Origin of the sequence: Nonomuraea sp. KM88 (assembly GCF_052245635.1) — a bacterium.
Classification (GTDB): Bacteria; Actinomycetota; Actinomycetes; order Streptosporangiales; family Streptosporangiaceae; genus Nonomuraea.
The window spans coordinates 192,415-213,979 of record NZ_JBQQCC010000005.1 but is presented as its reverse complement, the minus strand read 5'-3'; the positions used below and the strand labels follow the sequence as shown (position 1 = coordinate 213,979).

Here is a 21,565-nt window from a genome sequence, read left to right as displayed (position 1 = left end):
CCCACGTGAGCCTGCTGACCTCGCTCGCCCGGCTGCGGGCCATGGACGAGGGCATCGCGCAGCCCATCGCGACCGTCAGGCACTGCCACCTGGCGGACCGGCCGATGGTGTTCATCCCGCTCAAGCTGTCGGGCGAGGCCGCCGCGCCGCTCGCGGCCATGCTCGGCACCGACCGCGACCGGCCGCGCCTGCTGGTCGTGACCCAGCCGCGCAACCGCGACCTGCGCTTCGCGTGGGCGGCCGAGCTGGCGGGGGTGCTGCTGCCGTACGTTGAGGGGTTCCTGCGCGACACCGAGACGGTGGAGCGCAGGAACGCCGACCCGTACGAGCGGGCGATCGACGCGCCGCAGATCCTCGTCCCCAACCCGGCGGGCGTGGCCTTCGTCCGGCTGCTGGGCCGCTCGATGCGCTTCCGCCGGGCCCCGGTGCCGGAGTCGGTGCCGCTGCTGGGGCGCTGGCTGACCTATTTCGCGGAGCGGGCGGCGTACCCCGGCTCGTCGCTGATGCCGGCCATGACGGAGGAGCTGGGCCGGCACTGGGCCAGCGGGCAGAGCGGCCTGGAGGACGCCAACCTGGCCGCGCTGCTGGCCTGGATCACCACCGGGCCGAGCGACGACGCCGAGGACCCGCTGATCTGGCCGCCCGCCGGGCCGGCGACCGACCCGGGGTTCGACGCGGAGGTGCTCGCGCCGGCGATGGACAGCGGCTCGGCCGAACGCGTCACGGAGGCGCTGCGCACCCAGCTGGAGCCCGGGTGGCGGCTCATGTGGCAGGCGATCGACCTGCTCGCCGGGCTGGAGGCGGGCGCCGGCGTGGCGTCGCGGTGGGAGCAGGACCGCGGCTCGTTCAGCGGCATGGCCGCGCACATCGCCGAGGGCGCGCCGCCGCAGCCCCGGCGCGACGGCGCGGTCGCCGCCGCCGCCAAGCTCGCCCGCATGGAACGCGCCCAGGCCGCCTACGACGCGCAGCGCGCCTACGACGACCCGCTCGTGATGGCCGAATACCGGCTGACCGGGGAGGCGTTCGCGGGCGAGGTCCTCGACACCGACCCGGACAACACCGAGGGCGAGGGCCGCTCGCGCAAGCTCCGGCCGCTCGTGGTGGTCAAGACCGACGATCCCGTACGCCTCGCGCCCGGCACGTCCCTCGGCACCCCGCAGCGGCGCGCTCAGGGCGCGGAGCTGGTGTCGGCCGGTGAGGGCCTGGTCACCCTGAAGATCACCAAGGGCATGGGCCGCGGCAGGACGGCGGCGCCGGGCGCCGTGCCCGAGATCGGCGAGCGGGTCTGCTACACCTCGCTGACGGACGACTTCCAGGGCTCGCCCGCGCTGCCGGACGCCGAGGCGACCCCGTGGACGCACGGCGGGCCACCGCAGGAGTACGTGCCCGACGACGAGGACGCCCAGGAGGAGTGGTCGTGACCGCCGGCCCCGAGCAGGTCATCAGGAACGTCCTCGCCGACCTGCCCCGCCACCGGGGCGTGGTGGTCGACTCCCCGCCGGGTGCGGGCAAGTCCACGCTGGTCGTACGCGCCGCCGCGCACATCGCCGCCACCGGCGAGCCCCTGATGATCGTCGCCCAGACGAACGAGCAGGTCGACGACCTGGTGACGCGGATCTCCGACAAACATCCGCGCCTGACCGTGGGGCGGCTGTCGGCGAGCGGATACGTGCCGCCGCCGCGGATGCTGGAGCTGCCCGGCGTGCGGGTCGGCACGAGGATCCAGGATCTGGGCGACCCCGACATCGTCATCGCCACGGCGGACAAGTGGGCGTGGATCGGCGGCCGGGTGTGGCCGTGGGCGATCGTGGACGAGGCGTACCAGATGCGCTCGGACAAGCTGCTGCGGATCGCGGGGCTGTTCGAGCGGGCGTTGTTCGTGGGCGACCCCGGGCAGCTCGACCCGTTCTCGATCGTCGACGGCGACCGCTGGTCGGGGTTGTCGTGGGATCCGCTGCAGAGCGCGGTGTCGGTGCTGCTGCGGCACAACCCCGACCTGCCCGTGCACCGGCTGCCGGTGTCGTGGCGGCTGCCCGCGTCGGCCGCGCCGGTGGTGTCGCGGGCGTTCTACCCGTTCACCGGGTTCCGGTCGGGCACGTCCGACGGGGACCGGCGGCTGGAACTGGCCACCGGAGGCATGGGCACGCCGCACGACCGGGCGCTGGAGGAGGCGGCCAGGTCGGGGTGGGCGCTGCTGGAGCTGCCCAACCGGCACACCGTGCGCACCGACGCGGAGGCCGTGCAGGCGGTGGCGTCGCTGGCCGGGCGGCTGCTGCAGCGGGGTGCGGTGGCGAGCTCCGAGCAGGGCGAGCGGCCGGTGACGGCGGACCGCGTCGCGGTCGGCGCGGCGCACCGCGACCAGGTGGCCGCCATCCGCGCCGCCGGCGTGCCGCCGCAGATCACCGTGGACACCGCCAACCGGCTGCAGGGCCGCGAGTACGACGTGACGATCGTGCTGCACCCGCTGTCGGGGCGCAGGGACGCGACGGCCTTCCACCTGGAGTCGGGCCGGCTGTGCGTGCTGGCGTCGCGGCACCGGCACGCGTGCGTGGTGGTGGCCAGGGCGGGCATCGCCGAACTCCTGGACGCGCACCCGTCCGCGGAGCCGGTGCAGCTGGGGGTGCCGGTGAAGTTCCCCGACGGGTGGGAGGCGAACCAGTCAGTGCTGGAGCACCTCTCCCGCCACCGCGTCTGACCCGCCCGCGGTCCGGAGGCGGCGGCGCCAGACGTCGATGACCATGAGCTGGCGCATGCCCGCGGATTCGTACAGCCCCAGCGCGGGCGTGGTGTTGTTGCTGTCGACGTGCAGGATCGTGCCCACGCGCCCGCGGGCGGCGTCGGCGGCGAACGCGTGGCGCAGCAGGAGGCGGCCGAGGCCCCTCCCCCGGTAGGCGGGCAGCACCGCCAGCGTGGCCACGTAGCCGCAGTTCTCGTCGGCCACGAACTGGTCGTTGCCCATCACCATCCCGGCCGGACGCCCGTCGACGCGGGCGAGCGTGAGCAGGCTCCAGTCGTTGACGCTCTGCGCCTGCCTGCGTTCGTGCCACAGGTCGTAGCCGACCGGGACGAACCCGAAGTGCTCGGCGAACGCCTCCTGCTGCACCGCGTGGGCCACCCGCCGCACCTGCTCGCTCTCCCCCGTGTGCAGGGTGATCCCGGCGGGCACCTCGACGGGCGCTTCTCCCGGGCCGTCGTGGTCGATGCGCATGCGGTGGAAGCTGGTGCCCGGCTCGAAGCCGAGGGCCTCGACCGTGGCCTGCTTGCCGCGGTCGGCGCGGTAGACGCCGACGTGCAGGGTGACGCCGTCGTGGCCGCGCTCGGCTGCCATCTCGCGCGCGCGGTCGCGGACGAGCGGCCACAACCGTCCGGCCAGCGGCTCGGCGCCGGGACGGACGATCACGTCGACGTCCACCAGGTCGCCGTCGCCGGTCGGGCACGCCCACGCCCAGCCGTCGAGCCGGCCGCCGTCGTCGTACGCCAGCCAGCCGTCCGTGTCGCGGTCGAAGCCGGGCTCCACCAACTCGTCGGCCACGTCGTCGAGGGTCATGTCGGGTGCGCCGAGCACGGCGACGTCGCGGGCCTTGATGAGCTCGTGAATGGCCGCCGCGTCGTCGACCCGGGGACGCCTGATGCGATGCATAGGGGGATTGTCCATGTCCGCACCGCCCGCGCGCCTTCCCTTTTCCGGGCGGCGCACGGTTCCTTCATCCCGCCGCGGGCGTGACGGCCTTCTCGTCGGGCACGTCCACCGGGGTGGCCCCGCGCAGCGGGATCTCCTGGATGAACGCCGCCAGCACCGGCACGGCCACCGCGAACGCGATGGCCCACCAGAAGACACCGGAGATCGACGCCGCCAGCGACTCCAGCAGCCCGGTGCGGACCTGGGCGGGCATGGCGGCGACCGCGCCAGGGTCCATCCTGGCGCCGGTCCTCGCCATGCGCTCGGCCGCCTGCGCGCCGAACCTGCCGGTCAGCTCGGACAGCAGCGCGCTGTTGAAGATCGCGCCGAACATCGAGACGCCGAAGGAGCCGCCGATCGACCGGAAGAAGGTGGTCGCGCTGCTGGAGACGCCGAGGTCCTTCTGCTCGACGCTGTTCTGGGCGATGAGCATCGTGGTCTGCATCAGGAAGCCCATGCCGAGGCCGAGCACCGCGATGTAGACGCCGGTCAGCCAGGCCGGCGTGGTGACGTCCATGGTGGACAGCAGCCACATGCCGGCGGCCATGCCGGCGCCGCCGATCACCGGGTAGATCTTGTACTTGCCCGTGGCGGTGATGGCCTTGCCCACGAACAGCGACACCACCATGGAGGCGCCCATCATCGGCAGCAGCAGCAGGCCGGAGTTGGTGGCGGTGGCGCCCTGCACCATCTGCTGGAAGAGCGGCAGGAAGTTGATCGCGCCGAACATGGCGAAGCCGAGCAGGAAGCCGATGGCCGAGATCAGGGTGAAGTTGCGGATCCTGAAGAGCTGCAGCGGCATGATCGGCTCGGCCGCCCGCCGTTCCACCAGGACGAACACGGCCAGCGTGACCACGGCGAGCGCGGCCAGGGCGAGGATCTGCCAGGAGCCCCACGCGTACTCGTTGCCTCCCCAGGTGGTGATGAGCACCATCGCGGTGATGCTGACCGACAGCAGGATCGCGCCCGCCCAGTCGATGCGCACCCGCGTCTTCTCCACCTTGGGCAGGTGCAGCCTGAGCACCAGCAGGACCAGCGCGATCGCGCCGATCGGCAGGTTGACGTAGAAGGCCCAGCGCCAGTCGAGGTTGTCGGTGATGAAGCCGCCGACCAGCGGGCCCGCGATCATGGCCAGCGACATGACGCCGGCCATGATGCCCTGGTACTGGCCGCGTTCGCGGGGCGGCACGAGGTCGCCGATGATCGCCATGACGTTCACGATCAGGCCGCCCGCGCCCAGCCCCTGCACCGCGCGGAACGCGATCAGCTCGGTCATGCCGTCGTCCGGCCCGCCGAGCAGCTCGGAGCCGGCCATTCCGCAGAGCGCCGAACCGATCATGAAGATGACGATCGAGATGATGAAGATGGCCTTGCGCCCGTACAGGTCGCCGATCTTGCCCCAGATCGGCGTCGACACGGTCGTGCCCAGCACGTACGCCGTGACCACCCAGGACAGGTGTGCCAGGCCGCCGAGCTCTCCCACGATGCGCGGCATGGCCGTGCCCACGATCATGTTGTCGAGCATCGCCAGCATCATCGCGAGCATCAGCCCCGGCAGGACGACCATGACCTCGCGGCGCCGTCCGATTGCCTCAGCCACCACTTACCCCCCAGCGCGCACGTTCCTTACTTGCCGACCGGCAAGCGTAGAATAAGGTAGATACTTACTTGTCGGCCGTCAAGTCGAAATAGGTGCGAAGTGCGGGAAGACACGCGAACCCGGATCCAGGAGATCGCGCTCAGGCTCTTCACCGAGCAGGGCTACGAGGCGACCTCCCTGCGGGAGATCGCCGAGGAGCTCGGGGTGACGAAGGCCGCGCTCTACTACCACTTCAAGACCAAGGACGACATCGTCGCGAGCCTGGTCGATCTCCGGCTGACCGACATCGAGGAGCTGCTCGCGTGGGCGCGCAGCCAGCCCAAGACACCGGAGATGCGCCGGGAGCTGGTCGAGCGTTACGCCGCCTACCTGCGGCGCACCCGGCACCTCGGCGTGGCGAGGTTCCTCGAGCGTAACCAGACGGCGCTGCGCGACCACCCGACGCTCATCAAGATCCGCGAGCGGATGAAGGAGGTGACGCACGAGATGAGCGGGCCCGAGGCGACGCCCGTCGAGCGCATCAGCCGCTCGCTGGCGCTGTTCGGGCTGCACGCGGGCAAGTGGCTGGCCCTGGAGGGCGAGCTGTCGGAGGAGGAGATCCACAAGGCCACGATCGAGGTGGCCATGCGGCTCATCGAGCCCTGATCATCCGGACTTGTAACGCCTGAAGGGACGATTGGGGCGCGAGATCAGGGGCAGTGGGATGACACGCATCGACAAGGGAGGAGGCGCGGTGGAGACCACGATAGCGCTTCGGTTGCCCCGCGATGCGGCGAGCGTCCCGCTGATCAGAGAGATGCTGGACGGCACGCTGCGCTCGCTGGGCGTCGATCCGCAGGTCCGCGACGACATCGAGCTCATGCTCACCGAGGCGTGCTCCAACGTGATCAAACACGCAGCGCCCAGCGACGACTACCGCGTCTGCGCCATCGTCGACGACGAGCGGTGTGTCATCCAGGTGGTGGACCACGGAGGCGGTTTCGACCCGCGCGAGATCGTCGACCACGGCCCGGGCTCCGAGCACGGACGCGGGCTGCAGATCATGCGGGCCCTCGCCGACGACATCCGCTTCGCCAACAAGCACGAGGACGGGGCCATGGTGTGCCTGGAGAAGCGCCTGCGGTACGCGCCCGGCGCGGCCGGCACGCACCTCATGACCACCTAGAGCTTGCTGGACCGCTCCGCCGGCCTGTGGTCGCGCAGCCGTACGCGGTGCGGGTGGCCGCCGGCGGACCCGCGCTCCGCGGGACGGCCGCCGAGGCGCAGCCGTCGGCGTACGCGGGGCGTGTTACCGCTCAGCTCGGCCCGCCGCCGCGCCGGCACGGCGCCGCCGCTCAGCTTGAGCTCCAGCCGGCGCTCCCGGCGGCTCAGCCGCCTCCACGCCGCACGCCAGTTGATCATCACGGCGGCCATCGTCACGAAGGTGACCATGGCGGCCACCGCGATGAGCAGCACGGCCATGACGATGAGGAGGACGACGACCGCCAGGGCACCGATCGCGCCGAGCACTTCCACCATTCGGCAGAAGATGCCCGCCGCCCAGCGGTCTATGCCTGATCTTGGGGATATAACGGGCTTACTCGGCCACACCGTTCGCCTGGTCGAGGCGGCCGGGCAGGAGGTCGAGGCGGCGCAGGATGACGCCCTCGCGCAGCGCCCACGGGCACACGTCGAGCCGCTCCACCTCGAACAGGTCCATGATCGCGTCGGCGACCAGCGCGCCCGCCGCCAGCTGCGCCGCCCGGCCCTCGGACACGCCGGACAGCTGGGCCCGCTCGGCGGCCTCCATGGTGGTCAGCTTGGCCGCCCAGTCGGCCATGTCCGCACGCGACAGCGTGCGCGCGACGTAGGGGCCCTCGCTGGAGGGCGCCGCGCCGGCGATCCTGGCCAGCTGCTTGAAGGTCTTGGACGTGGCCACCGCGCGGTCGGCCCCGCCGTATCTGACGATGTCGCCGACGGTGCGGGCGATCTCGGCGCGTACGTGCTTGCGCAGCTTGCGCACCTCGTCGGCGGAGGGCGGGTCGCCGGTGAGCCAGTCGCGCGTCAGCCGCCCGGCGCCCAGCGGCAGCGACACGGCCACGTCGGGCTCCTCGTCAACCCCGGCGGCGATCTCCAGCGAACCGCCCCCTATGTCGAAGGCCAGCAGCCGCCCCGACGACCATCCGAACCACCGCCGTACGGCCAGGAAGGTCAGCCTGGCCTCGTCGCGACCGGACAGCACGGTGATGTCCACCCCGCAACGCTGGTCGATCTCGGCGAGCACCTGCTCGCCGTTGGAGGCCTCGCGCACGGCGGAGGTGGCGAAGGCCACGAGGTCCTCCACCCCCTTGTCCTCGGCGAGGGCGACGGCCTCCTCCACGAAGGCACCGAGCCGCTCGATGCCCTTGCCGGCCAGCCGGTTGTCGTCGCCGAGATGCTCGGACAGGCGCAGCTCGACCTTGTGGGAGTAGGCGGGCATGGGCCGGGCGCCGCGGTGGGCGTCGACGACCAGTAAATGCACGGTGTTCGAGCCGATGTCCAGCACGCCGAGTCGCATGGTGAAACGCTACAGTCCTGCGGCTTCGACGACGACAGGGAGCCCGGCGCCCCCGGGCGCGCGGGGAGGGCGGCCGGCGCCGTGGCGTGGGGCGTCCGCGTCGTGACGGGCCTGCCGCAGGCATTACCCTTCCTTGGTGTCACGACACGTTGGGGGGATCTGTGAACGCTTGCTGCGGCCCGAGCAGAAACGCCACCTCCGGGCCCGTCCAGGAGGCCGTGAAGATCGCTGTGCGGCGGACGGCGCCGCGCGGCATGGTGCGCATCCCCGGCGGGACGTTCCTGATGGGCGGGGACGACCCCGACGGACGGCCCGACGACGGTGAGGGGCCGGTCCGCGAGGTGCGGCTCGACCCGTTCCTGATCGATCCGGCATGCGTGACGAACGCGCAGTTCGCCACGTTCGTCAAGGAGACCGGCTACGTCACGGAGGCCGAGCGGATCGGCTGGTCGTTCGTGTTCCACCAGTTCGCCACGGGTGGGGTGATGGACGCCTCCGTGCCGGGCGCGCCCTGGTGGGCCGGGGTGGAGGGGGCCACGTGGCGCTCGCCCGAGGGTCCCGGCTCCTCGATCGGCGACCGGCAGAACCATCCCGTGGTGCACGTGTCGTGGAACGACGCCGGCGCCTACGCCACGTGGGCGGGCAAGCGGCTGCCCACCGAGGCGGAGTGGGAGATGGCGGCCCGCGGCGGGCTGGAGCGCAAGAAGTACCCGTGGGGCGACGAGCTGGCGCCCAAGGGCCGGCAGCGGTGCAACATCTGGCAGGGCCGGTTCCCGACCGCGCCGAGCAAGGGGACGGTGCCCGTCAAGTCGTTCCAGCCCAACGGCTACGGCCTCTACAACGTCTCGGGCAACGTGTGGGAGTGGACGGCCGACTGGTGGGGCACGACGTGGGAGGCCTTCGCCGACAACCCCACGGGGCCGGCCGAGGGCGGCGCCAAGGTGATCCGCGGCGGGTCGTACATGTGCCACGACTCCTACTGCAACCGCTATCGTGTCGCCGCCCGCACCTCCAACACTCCTGACTCCGCCTCCGGGCACACGGGTTTCCGCTGTGCGGCTCTAGTCTGATCGCATGTCACGAACCCTGCGACTGTTGATCACCGGCGGCGGCACCGGTGGTCACACCTATCCGGCCCTGACGACCCTGTCGGCCGTTCAGCGACGTCAGGTGCCGCACGACGTGCTCTGGGTGGGCACGGCCAACGGTCTCGAGGCCAGGATCACCGCCGAGCACGGCATCCCGTTCAAGGCGATCACGACGGGCAAGCTGCGCCGCCGCCCCAACCTCAAGGAGCTGGTCACCAACGTCGCCGACGTGTTCCGCATCCCGGTCGGGGTGTTCCAGGCGGTGGGGCACGCGGCCCGCTACCTGCCCGACGTGGTGCTGTCGACCGGGGGTTACGTCGCGGTCCCCATCGGCGTGGCGGCCAAGCTGATCCGCCGCCCGCTGGTGATGCACGAGCAGACGACCGTGGTCGGGCTGGCGAACAGGATCCTGTCCAGGCTGGCGACCAGGATCGCGCTGTCGCACGAGTCGTCGCTGGAATATCTGCCCCCGGCGGCCAGGAAGAAGGCCGTGGTGACGGGCAATCCGATCCGGCCGGAGCTGCTGCAGGGCAAGAGGGCGGCGGCCTACGACCTGTTCGGGCTGACGTTCGAGGTGCCGCTGATCTACGTGACGGGCGGGGCGCAGGGCAGCAAGCAGATCAACACCCTCATCGCCGAGGTGCTGCCCCGGCTGCTGCCGCACGCGCAGATCGTGCACCAGTGCGGGCCCGCCTGGATCGACCAGATGCGGGCCGTCGCGCTGCCCGGCGAGCTGGCCGAGCGCTACCACCCGGTGCCCTACGTGGGAGCGGAGCTGGCCGACCTGTTCGCCGCCGCCGACGTGGTGATCTCGCGCAGCGGCGCGGGCACGGTCTCGGAGCTGACGGCCATCGGCAAGCCGTCCGTGCTGATCCCGCTGATCCCGACGGGCGGTGACGAGCAGCGCAAGAACGCCGGCTACCTGGCCTCGGCCGGCGCGGCCAGGGCGCTGCTGGAGCCGCGTCCGGCGGCCGACCAGTTGCTGGCCGAGCTGATGCCGCTGCTGGCCGACCCCGAGCTGCGGCACGCGATGGGGCAGGCGGCGGCCGCGCTCGGCCGCCTGGACGCGGCCGACACCCTGTGCGACGTGCTGCTGGAGGCCGCGGGTCAGGGTTCGAGGTAGCGGAAGGCCTCGTGGGCGGAGCTCACGCTCCGCCGCAGCGCCTGCTCCAGCCGGTCGGCGTCGCGTGCCAGCCGGTCGAGCTCGGGAACGGCGAACCCGTCGGCCCCGGTCTCGGCCACGAGCTCCTCATACTGGTGCATCCGGCCGCGCAGTTCCTCGATCTGCTCGTGGGCCACGAACGCGCGCTCGGCCTCGGTGACGTTGGCGGCGTACCGTTCCAGAGCCTCCACGCGGGCCAGCACCGCCGCCTCGCTGCTGTCGAGCGCCCCGGCCAGCGGCCTGGCCACGGCCTCCACCTCGGGCGTGAGCCCCTGCGAGACGGTCTCCCTGTGCTTGGTGCGCAGCGCTGACAGCTTGGCAAGCAGCCGGGCGATCTCCCACTCCTGCGCCGGCAACATCACGGCGTTGCGCACGTCATCGAGCATGCCCTCGGCGTTGACCCGGGAGCCGGTCACGGTGGCGATGGCCCGCTGGGCGCGGGCGAGCAGCCGCCTGGACGACTCGTCGAGGTCGTCGGTCAGCACGTAGCGGCCTTCGTACCAGCGCAGCTGCTCGTACGTCTGCCGCTCGTACTCGTCCTCGTCCTCTTCGCCCAGATCGTTCCTGACGAACAGGACGACCATGACGGGGATGAGCATCAGCAGGAGCATGAGGATGCCGAGTCCCCTGCCGAGGCCGCCGACACCCATGATCAGTCCGAAGAACGCCACCGTGCCGAAGCCGGCGGCCATGCGATAGCGCGCGCTCGACGCGGCCCGCCGCTTGTCGGGCACCCAGCCCTGGCGCAGTTTCATCAGCACCAGCCGGCTCTGCCTGAGCAGCTGAGCGTCATCGGGCGGCACCCCGGGGTCTACCACCACATCCGCCACAAAACCGGATCCTAAGGGAAATCAACCCTTGAGGTGGCGAAATGCCTCGTGCGCGGAGCTGACGCTGTTGCGTAACGCCTGCTCAAGGCGGTCGGCGTCGTCCGACAATCGGCTCAGCTCCGGCACGGCCGACCCGTCGGCGCCCGACTCGGCGAGCAACTCCTCGTAGCGGGGCAGCCGGGCGCTGAGCCGCTCGATCTGATGCCTGGCGCGGTAGGCGCGCTCGGCGTCGGCCACGTGGCCGGCGTACCGCTCCAGGGCCTCGACGCGGGCCAGCACCGCCCGCTGGCTGCTGTCGAGAGCCTCGGCGAGCGGCCCCGCAACGGCGGCCACCTCGGGGGTGACGCCCTCCGCGACGACCTCCTGGTGCTCGGCGCGCAGCGCCGACAGCTTGGCCAGCAGCCGGGCGATCTCCCACTCCTGCGCCGGCAGCATCACGCCGTTGCGCACGTCGTCGAGCAGCCCTTCGGCATTGACGCTGGAGCTCATGACCTGGTCGATCGCCGCCTGGGCGCGGCCCAGGAGCGGTCGCGCGGCGTCGTCGAGGTGCTCGCGGAGCACGAAGCGTCCGTCGTACCCGCCGGCGTGGTCGTAGACGACGCGCTCCAAGGCGTGCCGGCGCTCCACCTCGGCGTCGGGCCTGGGCCTGAGCAGGACGCTGACGATCAGCAGCGCCGCCCCCGTCATGATCACCACGAAGGCCGTGTACTGCTCGGCGACGAACAACGTCAGCCCGTACACCGCGGCCGCAACGGCCGTCACGGTGGCCGCCAGCCTGGCCACGGTGCCCGCCATGGGCCGGTGACCCCTGTGCGCAGGCGCCCAGCCCGCGTGGATGCGGACGAGCAGCTTGCGGTTGTCGCGTAAGAGGGCCGCGACGTCGTCAGGCACCGCCGGATCGATGATCACCTTCGCATGACGTCCGGCCACGTTACTGATCCTATGTCCCGGTCTGTCCGACTGTCAGCTCTCCAGGTAGCGGAAGGCCTCGTGCGCCGAGCGCACGCTGCGCCGGAGCGTGCGCTCCAGAACGTCGGCGTCCTCGGCCAGCCGCTCGATCTCGGGTACGGCCAGCGCGTCCGCACCCGACTCCGCCAGCAGCTCCTCGTACTTCGGCAGCCGGGCGCGCAGCTCCTCGATCTGGCCGCGGGCGTGGTAGGCGCGCTCTGCGTCGGCGACGTGGGCGGCGTAGCGCTCCAGCGCCTCCACGCGGGCGACCACGGCCGCCTCGCTGCCGGCCAGCGCCCGTTCGAGCGGCTCGATCACCGCGGCGACCTCGGGCGCGATGCCCCGGGAGACCAGTTCCCTGTGCTCCAGGCGCAGCGCCGACAGCTTGGCCAGCAGCCGGGCGATCTCCCACTCCTGCGCGGGCAGCATCACGGCGTTGCGCGCGTCGTCGAGGAGGCCTTCGGCGTTGACATGGGAGCGCAGCACGGACCCGATCGCCCGCTGCGCCCTGGCCAGCACCTGCCCGGCCTCCTCGTCGAAGTCCTCGGGCAGCAGGTAGCGGCCGTCGTGCCAGCGGGCCTGCTCGTACACGCCGCGCTCGTGCGGCCGGTCCTCCTCCACCACCTCGCCCATCGAGGCGATCTTGATGAGGACGATGAAAACGTACGTGCCCAGGAGCATGAACCCGGCGGGCGCGAGCGGCGAGGCCATCAGGACGGCCATGAACGCGATCACGGCGGGGGTGGCGGCCAGCAGCAGCGCGCTGGAGGCGCTCGGGTGGCGCGCCGGGGCCCGGGTGGCCGGGGGCACCCAGCCCGCCTTGATCCTGGACAGCAGGGGGGCGTTCGCGCGCAACAATCCGGCGACCTCCGGGGATACTCCCGGATCGACGACCACACCCACGTTCTGTCCTGGCACCCTGGCGCCCCCAACGCTCGTGATGTGTGGATATTACGTAACTTTTTCCCCGGATGTCAGCCTCCGAAAGGTCAGGTTGGGGAACCACCAATTGCGCGCACCGAGCACCTCCATGGCGGCGGGCACCAGAACCAGGCGGACCACCGTGGCGTCGACCAGCACCGCAGCGGCCAGCCCCACACCCATCACGCGCAGCGCGCGATCATCGAACGCGCCGAAGGCGGCGAACACGCAGAACATGATCGTGGCGGCCGCGGTGATGACCCTGGCGGTCGCGGCCAGCCCGCCGGCGACCGCGCGGCTGTCGTCGCCGTGCGTCAGATACTCCTCCCTGATCCTGGACAGCAGGAACACCTCATAGTCCATGGACAGCCCGAAGGTGATGACGAACAACATCGTCGGCACCCACGCGTCGATCGGCCCCGCGGTTCCCTGCCCGAGCACGTCCTGCTGGAAGACGGCCACGACGACGCCGTAGGCGGCGCCGATGGACAGCAGGTTCACCGCGATCGCCTTCACCGGCAGCACCACGCTCCTGAACACCCCGGCGAGCAGCACGAACGACGCCAGCAGGACCGCCCCGACCATCCACGGCATGCGGCCGGACGCATGCCGGGCGTAGTCGATGGCGGCGGCGGTGGCGGCCGCCCGGCGCACCACGTCGCCGAGCGGAGCCCGTCCCGTGTCGCGTACGGCCAGGATCAGCGGCGCCTCCATGCCCGGCCCGAACCCCCGGGCGAGCAGGTCGTGGGCACGGCGCGTGGTGTCGCTCACCGGCCGGTTGCCCGCGTCGGACCAGCCGACCCGCAACTGCGTTCCGGGCAGGGCGAGAGCGGCCAGCGCCAGGAGTGCCACCGTTCCCATCAGCCACGGCCTGCGCTGAACGACCCGGCTCCACCGGTACGCCAGGGGCCGGGCCGCGGAACGGCGGGACAGCGCGAACCGGTCGATCCGCGTGCCGACCAAGGCCAGCAGAGCGGGCAGCAGGGTGAGCGAGGCCAGCATCACCATGAGCACGCCGCACCCGGCGGACAGCGCGATCCCGCCGCCGATCGACGGGCCGAGGAACAGAATGCCGGACCCGGTCACGATGACGATCAGCCCGGCGAGCAGCACGGACCTGCCCGCCGTGCGCATGGCCCGCGTGACGGCCTCCGCCACGCCGAGCCCTTCGTCCAGGCCCGCGCGGAACCTGGTGACGATCAGCAGCGCGTAGTCGATGCCCACGCCGAGCCCCAGCATGATCGTGAGGTAGACGGCGAAGCCGGGCGTGTCGACGAGGTGGCCGAGCACCGTGAGCAGCGCGACGCCGCACGCCACCCCGACCACGCCGATGACCAGCGGAAGCACGGTCGCGATCAGCGAGCGGAACGCGACCAGCAGCACGATCGCGGCGGCGAGCAGCCCGATGCCCTCCGTCAGGCCGCCGGGGGTGAAGTCAGCGAAGTCGTCGCCCGCCAGTTCCACGGTGACGCCGGAAGCCTGGAAGCCGTCGCGGAGCCTTTTCAGCTCCGGGGCGGCGGCGGGGTCCGGGTAGTCGATGGGGGATGGAGGCGAGCGTCCCGTCCGGTGACACCCGCTGGGCGTCCAGGGAGACGCGTACGCCGGGGACGGCGTTCATGCGGCCGGCCAGGTGGCGGCGGCCGCGATGAGGGCGGCGGCCAGGACCGGCCAGAGCACGACGACGAGCCATCGGTGACGGATGCAGAAACGGATCATGCGGCGACGGTAGGAAGCACGCGCGCCGCCCGGCGTCCCCCGTGCGCGGTCAGCCGGCTACTGCACCCGTGGTACTCCCGAACGGACGGGCTGACGGGGTGACGGGTGACGGGGCCACCCGGGATTCCGGCGGGCGCCCGGTGCGCCGGCAGAGGCCCGCTCGGAGCCTCAGGTCCCTGGGGCAGAGGCTCGGTGCGCGAGCAGGGGCCCGCTCGGGTCGTCAGGTCCTGGGGTGGGCTGTCAGCCGGCGTCGCCGGGATGGACGAGGCCGCTCTCGTAACCGATGACGACGAGCTGCGCCCTGTCGTGCACCGCCAGCTTGGTCATCATGCGGTTGACGTGCGTCTTGACGGTCAGCGGGCTCATGGAGAGCTGCTCGGCGATCTGGACGTTGGACAATCCTCTGGCGACCCTGGCGAGCACCTCTCGCTCGCGGCCGGTCAACGGCGCCAGCCGGCCGTCGTCCAGGCCGGTGAGCCGGCGCGCGGTGAACTGCTCGATCAGCCTGCGCGTGACCCCCGGTGACAGCAGGGCATCGCCCCGGGCGGCCACCCGGACGGCGTGCCGGATCTCGCCCGGCTCGGCGTCCTTGACCAGGAAGCCGCTGGCTCCGGACCTGAGCGCCTCGTACACGTACTCGTCGAGGTCGAACGTGGTGACCACGACGACGCGCACGCCCGTGGCGGTCAGGGCGCGGGTGGCCTGGAGCCCGTCGAACTCCGGCATCCGGACGTCCATCAGCACCACGTCGGGCCGGAGCCGGCCCGAGAGCCGCACCGCCTCGGCGCCGTCGGCGGCCTCCCCGACCACGATCATGTCGTCCTCCGTGTCGAGCAGCGCCCGCAGACCGGCTCGGACGAGCGGCTGGTCGTCGGCGATCAGGACCTCGATCACGCCGGCAACCATGCGGTGACGCGGAATCCGCAGGCGGGGCCGTCGCCGGTGGTGAGCAGGCCGCCCACGGCGGCGACCCGCTCGGCCATGCCAGTGAGGCCGTGACCGCGCGGTGCCCTGCTCCCGTCGCCGTCGTCGTCCACCCGAACGGTCACCGCTCCCCTTTCGTAGCGCAGCGTCACGGTCGCCGTGGTGGCGTTCGCGTGCCGCATGGTGTTCGTCAGCGCCTCCTGGACGACACGGTAGACCGTCAGGTCGGCGGCCGGCGGCAACGGGCGGCGCTCACCCTCGACGTCGAGGGTCACCGGCAGGCCCGCCGTGCGCAGCAACCGCGGCAGCTCCGCCGAACCCGGCAGCGGCTCCCTGGGGCCACGGGCCTCGACCGGCCCCGGGCCCGGCCTCATGTGAGCGCCGAGGTCGAGGGCCGCTCCGGAGCCGGCAGGGTCCGGGGTACGGGAGCCGGCCGGGCCGGGGCGCAGGACGCCGAGAACGGCCTTCATCTCGCCGAGTGCCTGGCGGCTGGAGGTCCGGATGACCTGGAGGGCGGCGGCGGCCTCGGCCGGGCCCCCGGCGCGTTCCACGGCCTCGGCGGCGACGGAGGCGTGCAGCGCGATCACCGCCACCGTGTGCGAGGTGACATCGTGCAGTTCCCTGGCCACCCGAAGCCGCTCCTCCTGGGCCCGCCGCAGCGCCTCCTCCTCCCGGGTCCGCTCGGCGTCGGCGGCCCGCCGTTCGACCTCCGCGGTGTGGTCGCGCCGCGCTCGCGACACTTCCGCGGGCTGGGCGACGAGCAGCACGAGGGCGGCCCAGACGACGACCGCGATGGTGACGTCCGCCTCGGCGCGCAGCACGGCCGGCACCGCGGGCACAGCCACCAGGAACGCCGCGCCCGCCCAGCCGGCCGCCCGCCGCCCGGCCGCGATGGCCGAGAAGAGCGCGATCAGGGCCGGGACCGTCCACAGCGAGAGCGCGTACCCGAGGCCGAAGATGCCGGCCGCCGACCCGGCGCACACGGCCAGCGCGACGTCGGGCCGCGTCCGCCACCAGACCAGCCCGAGCGCCGTCGCGACCAGCAGCGTGTAGCCGAGCAGGTCCAGCGGTCGGGCCTCCGGCTGGTTCTCGTAGGCCATGGCCGTCGAGAACATCACGACCCCCGCCATACCGCACACCAGGGCAATCGTCCGCATTCCCGTACGCTAGTGCGCTGCTCCCGGACCGCGCGATACCGCCGCCGCGGTTCCCGCGTACGCCGCGCGCGGTACGCATCGCGTCCGGCCGGCGCGGCACGGCCGGCGGGCGGAGGCACCGGAGCTCAGCGGCCGGGCCCGAGGTCCTCCGCCCCTGACGGCGGGTGCTGCTGGATCTCCCAGAGAGCCATCTCGGGCACGCCGGCCTTGACCAGCGCGTTCCAGGCGCCCATCCGGTCCACCGGGTCGGCCAGCACGGCACGCAGCAACGGGCGCAGCTCGGCGTGGCCGTCGCCGTCCTCCTCCCACATCGCCCCCAGCGCCTGGTGCAGCGCCGGCGACCTGACCGCCACCGTACGGACCAGCTCGTCGAGGATGCGGACCCGCTCCCGGTAGGGCAGGCCGCGCCCCTCCCCCACGGCACGCAGCAGCAGGTCGAGCAGGCGGCGGTGCCGGGGCGTGTGGCCGGTGGCGACCGCGACGACGACGTCGCCCATGCCGTCGCTCATTCCGGCGCTCATTCCGGCGCTCGTACTGTCGCTCCTCCCGGCTGCGCTCCTGGCGCCCTCCTCGCCCTCGAGCACGACGTCCTCCGTGCCGCCGTCGATCACCCGGTGCGCCGACAGCGCGGTGAGCAGGCCGTTCCAGCCCTCGTGCCCGAGGTTGCCCTTCCACAGGTGGGTGAGCGCGGACCAGCGGTCCAGGGGGTCGGGCCCCGCCAGGAGCGAGGAGACGCTGACGGGCTGGTCGGAGGCGGCGACGATGAGCAGGGTGAGGTTCGCGGAGTAGGCGGCCAGGCGGCGGGGCACCGTGTGACGTACCGGAAGGAAACCGGTGAAGTGGCGGCGGGGGCGCTCGTGCAGCGAGCGCCGCAGCGTCCCGGCCAGGAGCGTGACGCACCGCTCCCGCACCGCGGCGGGCACCTCGGCCAGCAGCTCCAGGATGAAACCGACGGTGGGCCCGCGCTCGGCCAGGCACGAGTGGGACGTGACGGCGTACAGCAGGTCGTCGTCCACGGCCTGGACGAGCGCGAGGGGCTCGTCGCCGGCCAGCCGGCACCTGCGGTCGAGGTCGCGCAGCGCGTAGATGGTCAGCCAGGCCACCAGGAACTCGCCGAACGTGGAGTGCAGGAACGCGTGGCCGTTCCTGCGGACGAAGAAGAACCGTTCCGTGGCCTTGCGCACCCAGTCGATCCGCTCGCCCTCGTCGCCGGGGTCCTCCTCGCCGCCGTGGCACAGGGCGGGCAGGTCGCGCTCGAGCGCCTCGTCGGTGAGGACCTGGCGGCCCCTGGCCAGCATGGACAGCGCCGCCGTGCCGAGCAACACCAGCTCCTGGTCGATCGCCACCCGCCGCGCCCCGCCGGTCTCCCGTTCGGTGTAGTCCCTGAGCAGCACCTCGTACAGGCGGGCGCGCCCGAGCGGGCCGTGGTCGCGCTGCAGCGCGTTGCCGCCGGCGTCGTAGAGGGCCAGCAGCAGCAGGAGCAGCGGCTGCCTGGCCATGTCGCCGTGCACGAGCGCCGCCCGCGCGGGCAGCGGCTTCAGGTCACGCCTGGCCAGCAGGGACCGGTTGGCCTGGTCCCAGATGTCCAGCCACTGCCGCACCTGGCCGTCGTCGAACGGCTGCAGCTGCAGCGCGAGCAGCCCCTCCGGAAACCTGATCCGGTCCGCCACCACCGTACGGCTGGTGACGATCACCGCGACGGGCCGCCCGAGCCCGGCCTCCCTGGCCTGGAACTCCTGGACGTGTTCGAGGTAGTCGAACCGGTTGACGCCGCCCTGCAGCAGCTCGTCCAGCCCGTCGAGCAGGACCACCGGCATCGCCCCGTCGCCGGCCGCCACCAGGTCGGCGTAGCCCACCTGCTCGTCCAGCACCCCCTTGAGGGCCTGCTCGATCTGTTCGGTGACGTCCGCGCGCGCGGCCACCGCGCCCAGCTCCACCCTGATCGGCAGGAACTCCGACCTGGCCAGCCGGGCCGCGAGCACCTCGGTCAGCTTCGTCTTGCCCGCACCCGGCTCGCCCAGCACCAGCAGCGGCGCCCGGGTGGCCCGCAGCGAGGTGAGGTGTCCCACGAGGAACGCCTCGGGGTCGGGCAACAGGCGCCGGTCGTCCCACCAGGCCCGCTCGGCGGGCGCGGCGTAGCGGGTCAGCTCCGCGACCCGGCAGCGGGGGGTGAGGTAGCCCTCGCCGAGCAGCGGGAGCGTGACGTCCTCGGGATGTTTGCCGGCGACCAGGAGCGGCTGGTCGAGCGCGTTGGCGGCCATCCTGGCCAGGTGGATCACGGGGCGGTCGCCGACCCTGGGCGGGGCCAGCTCGGCCAGCAACCACGCCACCCGCGACAGCGCGGTGCCGGGCGGCGGCCGCTCCGTGACGAGACTGCGCACCCCGAACTCGTGGCTGTCGAGCGCCAGCGACCGGTAGTCCTCGTCGTAGATGCGCAGCGCGTGCGCGGGCGGGCCCTCGGCCAGCATACGGGGCAGCAGGAGCTGGTCGTCGACGCTCAGCTCGTCCCAGACCGACAGGCCGCCCACGTATCCGGCCAGGGCCTCGGACATGTGCAGGAAGGCACGTTCCACGGCGCGCCGCGTCTCAGCGTACGGCAGGTGCGGCTCGGGCGTGGGCAGCCGCTCCAGCAGCAGCTCGGCCACCAGCCTGGCGAACCGCTCGGGCGTCGGCACGCCGTGGGAGATCTTCTCGCCGCGGTCGAGCCGGTCCAGCGTGAACGGCAGCTTCGCCTCGCCGAGCGCCTCGAAGTACGCCGACACGACGATCGCGGCGTGCGCCGCGGCCAGCCGCTCGGTGCGGGTGTGCCGGTCGACGCCGCCCTTGAGCTCGGGCATGCGGCGCACGACGTCCTTGCCGTAACGGACGATGCCGTCGCGCATGTCGTTCAGTCCGGCCGCCAGCCGCCCGCCGCCCGCCAGCGCCCAGCCGGTGCGCTCGGCGGCCGAGGCGAACCCGACGACCTTGACCAGCCTGCCGTCCTTGCATCCGAGAATCCTCAGGGCGTCGGCGTAGCTCGGGGTATCGATCATGGCCTTCTCCCGGGGACAGGGGGTGTCCCATCATGCGCTCCACGCCCGCGATCGCGCAGGCTTCCACACCGTGCAGGTCTGCCGCCAGGTCTGTTGCCGGTCCGAACGTTATGTACCCTTCAGGGCGCGCGCGATCTCCGGCAGCGCCGCCGGATCCTCGATCGTGGACGGCGTGGTGTACGGGCGGCCGTCGGCGATGTCGCGCATCGTGGCGCGCAGGATCTTGCCCGAGCGGGTCTTCGGCAGCCGGGCGACCACCAGGGCGCGGCGGAAGGCGGCGACGGGCCCGACGCGCTCGCGTACGAGTGCGGCCACCTCGCGCTCCACCTCGGCGGGGTCGCGCTCCGCACCGGCCTTCAGCACCACGAACCCCATCGGCAGCTGCCCCTTCAGCTCGTCGGCCACGCCGATCACGGCGCACTCGGCAACGTCGGGGTGGGCGGCGATGACCTCCTCCATCGAGCCGGTGGACAAGCGGTGGCCGGCGACGTTGATCACATCGTCGATGCGGCCCATGACGTAGAGGTAGCCGTCGGCGTCGAGGTGGCCGCCGTCGCCTGACAGGTAGTGGCCGGGGTAGCGCTCCAGGTAGGAGCGGGCGAAGCGGGCGTCGTCGCGGTAGAGGGTGGGCAGCGCGCCGGGCGGGAGCGGCAGCTTGACGGTGACCGCGCCGTCGACCCCCGGCGGGCAGTCGTTGCCGTCGGCGTCGAGGATGTGCACGTCCCAGCCGGGCACCGGCTTGGTGGGCGAGCCGGGTTTGATCGGCAGCCGTTCGATGCCGGCGCAGTTGGCGGCCACCGGCCAGCCGGTCTCGGTCTGCCACCAGTGGTCGATGACGGGGATGCCGAGCAGGTCCGACGCCCAGTGGTAGGTGTCGGGGTCGAGCCGCTCGCCGGCCAGGAAGAGGTACCGCAGCCCCGACAGATCCCACTTTTTCGCGAAATTTCCGGATGGGTCCTCTTTCTTGATGGCCCTGATCGCGGTCGGCGCGGTGAACAGCGTACGCACCCCGTGCGTGGCCACCACCCGCCAGAACGCTCCCGGGTCCGGCGTGCCGACCGGCTTGCCTTCGTACAGCACGGTCGTGCAGCCCGCCAGCAGCGGCGCGTACACGATGTAGGAGTGGCCGACCACCCAGCCCACGTCGGAGGCCGCCCAGTAGACCTCGCCCGGAGCGGCGCCGAACACGTTGGCCATGCTCCAGTGCAGCGCCACCGCGTGCCCGCCGTTGTCGCGCACGACGCCCTTGGGCGAGCCGGTCGTGCCGGAGGTGTAGAGGATGTAGAGGGGGTCGGTGGCGGCCACGCTCACGCAGCCGGCCGGCTCGGCCTCGCGCACGGCCCGCTCCCAGTCGAGGTCGCGGCCCTGCGCGAGCTCGGCCACCGACTGCGGCCGCTGGAGGATCACGCAGTGGTCCGGCCGGTGCGCGGCCTGCTCAAGCGCCGCGTCCAGCAGCGGTTTGTACGCCACCACCCGCGCCGGCTCGATGCCGCACGACGCCGAGAGCACCACCTTGGGCCTGGCGTGGTCGATCCGCATCGCCAGCTCCCTGGCCGCGAACCCGCCGAACACCACCGAGTGCACCGCGCCAGCCGCGCGCAGGCCAGCATCGCGACGACCGCCTCCGGCACCATCGGCATGTAGACGACCACGGTGTCGCCGGCCCGCACGCCCAGATCGCGCAGCATGCCCGCGGTCCTGGCCACCTGGTCGAGCAGGTCGGCGTAGGTGAGGACGCGGACCGTGCCGGTGACCGGGCTGTCGTGGATCAGCGCCGCCTGCTCGCCGCGCCCGGCCGCGACATGCCGGTCGACCGCGTTGTGGCAGGTGTTGAGCCGCCCGTCGGGAAACCAGCGGCCGCCGTCGCCGAGCGCGGTGGCCGGCGCCACGTCCCAGTCGATGCCGCGCGCCGCCTCGGCCCAGAACGCGCCAGGCTGTTCGATGCTCTGCCGGTAAGCCTCGTCGTAACCGC

Annotated in this window: 17 protein-coding genes and 1 pseudogene; 6 read left to right on the top strand and 12 right to left on the bottom strand. The window is 72.6% G+C overall.

Annotated features, from left to right (window positions below; genetic code table 11):
- Positions 1–5: 5 nt before the first annotated feature.
- A complete protein-coding gene (locus tag ACTWPV_RS17545) occupies positions 6–1,421 on the top strand; it encodes a hypothetical protein (RefSeq protein WP_443152577.1) in 1,416 nt (471 codons plus the stop codon).
- A complete protein-coding gene (locus ACTWPV_RS17540) occupies positions 1,418–2,695 on the top strand; it encodes an AAA family ATPase (RefSeq protein WP_347645006.1) in 1,278 nt (425 codons plus the stop codon). The genes ACTWPV_RS17545 and ACTWPV_RS17540 overlap by 4 nt, the downstream gene beginning before the upstream one ends.
- Here ACTWPV_RS17540 and ACTWPV_RS17535 read toward each other — a convergent pair.
- Positions 2,660–3,640 (bottom strand): GNAT family N-acetyltransferase, encoded by a 981-nt coding sequence (locus ACTWPV_RS17535; RefSeq protein WP_443152576.1) that lies wholly within the window; start codon positions 3,638–3,640, stop codon positions 2,660–2,662. The two genes, ACTWPV_RS17540 and ACTWPV_RS17535, sit on opposite strands and share 36 nt — an antisense overlap.
- A 64-nt stretch (positions 3,641–3,704) precedes the next feature.
- A complete protein-coding gene (locus ACTWPV_RS17530) occupies positions 3,705–5,279 on the bottom strand; it encodes an MDR family MFS transporter (RefSeq protein WP_443152575.1) in 1,575 nt (524 codons plus the stop codon).
- Positions 5,280–5,378: 99 nt separating this feature from the next.
- Between ACTWPV_RS17530 and ACTWPV_RS17525 the strand changes: the two genes are divergently transcribed.
- Both ACTWPV_RS17525 and ACTWPV_RS17520 read left to right on the top strand, forming a co-directional pair.
- Positions 5,379–5,924, top strand: coding sequence for a TetR/AcrR family transcriptional regulator (locus tag ACTWPV_RS17525; protein WP_443152574.1), 546 nt, complete (start codon positions 5,379–5,381; stop codon positions 5,922–5,924).
- An 88-nt stretch (positions 5,925–6,012) separates the two neighbouring features.
- Positions 6,013–6,444, top strand: a complete 432-nt coding sequence (locus tag ACTWPV_RS17520) for an ATP-binding protein (protein ID WP_347645002.1) — start codon at positions 6,013–6,015, stop codon at positions 6,442–6,444.
- On the opposite strand, the gene ACTWPV_RS17515 is transcribed toward ACTWPV_RS17520, so the two are convergent.
- Both ACTWPV_RS17515 and ACTWPV_RS17510 read right to left on the bottom strand, forming a co-directional pair.
- Positions 6,441–6,797, bottom strand: a complete 357-nt coding sequence (locus tag ACTWPV_RS17515) for a hypothetical protein (protein ID WP_443152573.1) — start codon at positions 6,795–6,797, stop codon at positions 6,441–6,443. The two genes, ACTWPV_RS17520 and ACTWPV_RS17515, sit on opposite strands and share 4 nt — an antisense overlap.
- A gap of 58 nt (positions 6,798–6,855) precedes the next feature.
- Positions 6,856–7,815, bottom strand: a complete 960-nt coding sequence (locus ACTWPV_RS17510; RefSeq protein ID WP_347645000.1) for a Ppx/GppA phosphatase family protein — start codon at positions 7,813–7,815, stop codon at positions 6,856–6,858.
- Positions 7,816–8,069: 254 nt separating this feature from the next.
- Between ACTWPV_RS17510 and ACTWPV_RS17505 the strand changes: the two genes are divergently transcribed.
- Positions 8,070–8,885, top strand: coding sequence for a formylglycine-generating enzyme family protein (locus tag ACTWPV_RS17505; RefSeq protein WP_443152853.1), 816 nt, complete (start codon positions 8,070–8,072; stop codon positions 8,883–8,885).
- Positions 8,886–8,889: 4 nt separating this feature from the next.
- Positions 8,890–10,026 carry a UDP-N-acetylglucosamine--N-acetylmuramyl-(pentapeptide) pyrophosphoryl-undecaprenol N-acetylglucosamine transferase gene (locus ACTWPV_RS17500; RefSeq protein WP_443152572.1) on the top strand — a complete coding sequence of 379 codons (1,137 nt, stop codon included), beginning with the start codon at positions 8,890–8,892 and terminating at the stop codon, positions 10,024–10,026.
- Here the strand turns inward: ACTWPV_RS17500 and ACTWPV_RS17495 are convergent.
- The 8 genes and pseudogenes from ACTWPV_RS17495 to ACTWPV_RS17460 form a co-directional block, all read right to left on the bottom strand.
- Positions 10,011–10,895, bottom strand: coding sequence for a hypothetical protein (locus tag ACTWPV_RS17495; protein WP_347644997.1), 885 nt, complete (start codon positions 10,893–10,895; stop codon positions 10,011–10,013). The genes ACTWPV_RS17500 and ACTWPV_RS17495 overlap by 16 nt on opposite strands.
- A gap of 21 nt (positions 10,896–10,916) precedes the next feature.
- Positions 10,917–11,825, bottom strand: a complete 909-nt coding sequence (locus ACTWPV_RS17490; protein WP_443152571.1) for a hypothetical protein — start codon at positions 11,823–11,825, stop codon at positions 10,917–10,919.
- Between the two features lie 33 nt (positions 11,826–11,858).
- Entirely contained in the window at positions 11,859–12,746 is an 888-nt protein-coding gene (locus ACTWPV_RS17485; RefSeq protein ID WP_347644995.1) for a hypothetical protein, read from the bottom strand.
- A 48-nt stretch (positions 12,747–12,794) separates the two neighbouring features.
- Entirely contained in the window at positions 12,795–14,228 is a 1,434-nt protein-coding gene (locus ACTWPV_RS17480; RefSeq protein WP_443152570.1) for an MMPL family transporter, read from the bottom strand.
- A gap of 492 nt (positions 14,229–14,720) precedes the next feature.
- Positions 14,721–15,374, bottom strand: a complete 654-nt coding sequence (locus tag ACTWPV_RS17475) for a response regulator transcription factor (protein WP_347644993.1) — start codon at positions 15,372–15,374, stop codon at positions 14,721–14,723.
- Positions 15,371–16,561, bottom strand: coding sequence for a sensor histidine kinase (locus ACTWPV_RS17470; protein ID WP_443152569.1), 1,191 nt, complete (start codon positions 16,559–16,561; stop codon positions 15,371–15,373). The genes ACTWPV_RS17475 and ACTWPV_RS17470 overlap by 4 nt, the downstream gene beginning before the upstream one ends.
- Positions 16,562–16,686: 125 nt before the next feature.
- Positions 16,687–19,593 carry an NACHT domain-containing protein gene (locus ACTWPV_RS17465; RefSeq protein WP_443152568.1) on the bottom strand — a complete coding sequence of 969 codons (2,907 nt, stop codon included), beginning with the start codon at positions 19,591–19,593 and terminating at the stop codon, positions 16,687–16,689.
- Between the two features lie 108 nt (positions 19,594–19,701).
- A pseudogene (locus ACTWPV_RS17460) lies at positions 19,702–21,516 on the bottom strand (AMP-binding protein); the annotation flags it as partial.
- Positions 21,517–21,565: the final 49 nt, after the last annotated feature.

Coding starts and splice junctions, on each gene's coding strand:
- ACTWPV_RS17535 (WP_443152576.1), bottom strand. CDS start 3,640: ATGCATCGCATCAGGCGTCCCCGGGTCGACGACGCGGCGGCCATTCAC.
- ACTWPV_RS17515 (WP_443152573.1), bottom strand. CDS start 6,797: ATGGTGGAAGTGCTCGGCGCGATCGGTGCCCTGGCGGTCGTCGTCCTC.
- ACTWPV_RS17510 (WP_347645000.1), bottom strand. CDS start 7,815: ATGCGACTCGGCGTGCTGGACATCGGCTCGAACACCGTGCATTTACTG.
- ACTWPV_RS17505 (WP_443152853.1), top strand. CDS start 8,070: ATGGTGCGCATCCCCGGCGGGACGTTCCTGATGGGCGGGGACGACCCC.
- ACTWPV_RS17500 (WP_443152572.1), top strand. CDS start 8,890: ATGTCACGAACCCTGCGACTGTTGATCACCGGCGGCGGCACCGGTGGT.
- ACTWPV_RS17470 (WP_443152569.1), bottom strand. CDS start 16,561: ATGCGGACGATTGCCCTGGTGTGCGGTATGGCGGGGGTCGTGATGTTC.
- ACTWPV_RS17465 (WP_443152568.1), bottom strand. CDS start 19,593: ATGATCGATACCCCGAGCTACGCCGACGCCCTGAGGATTCTCGGATGC.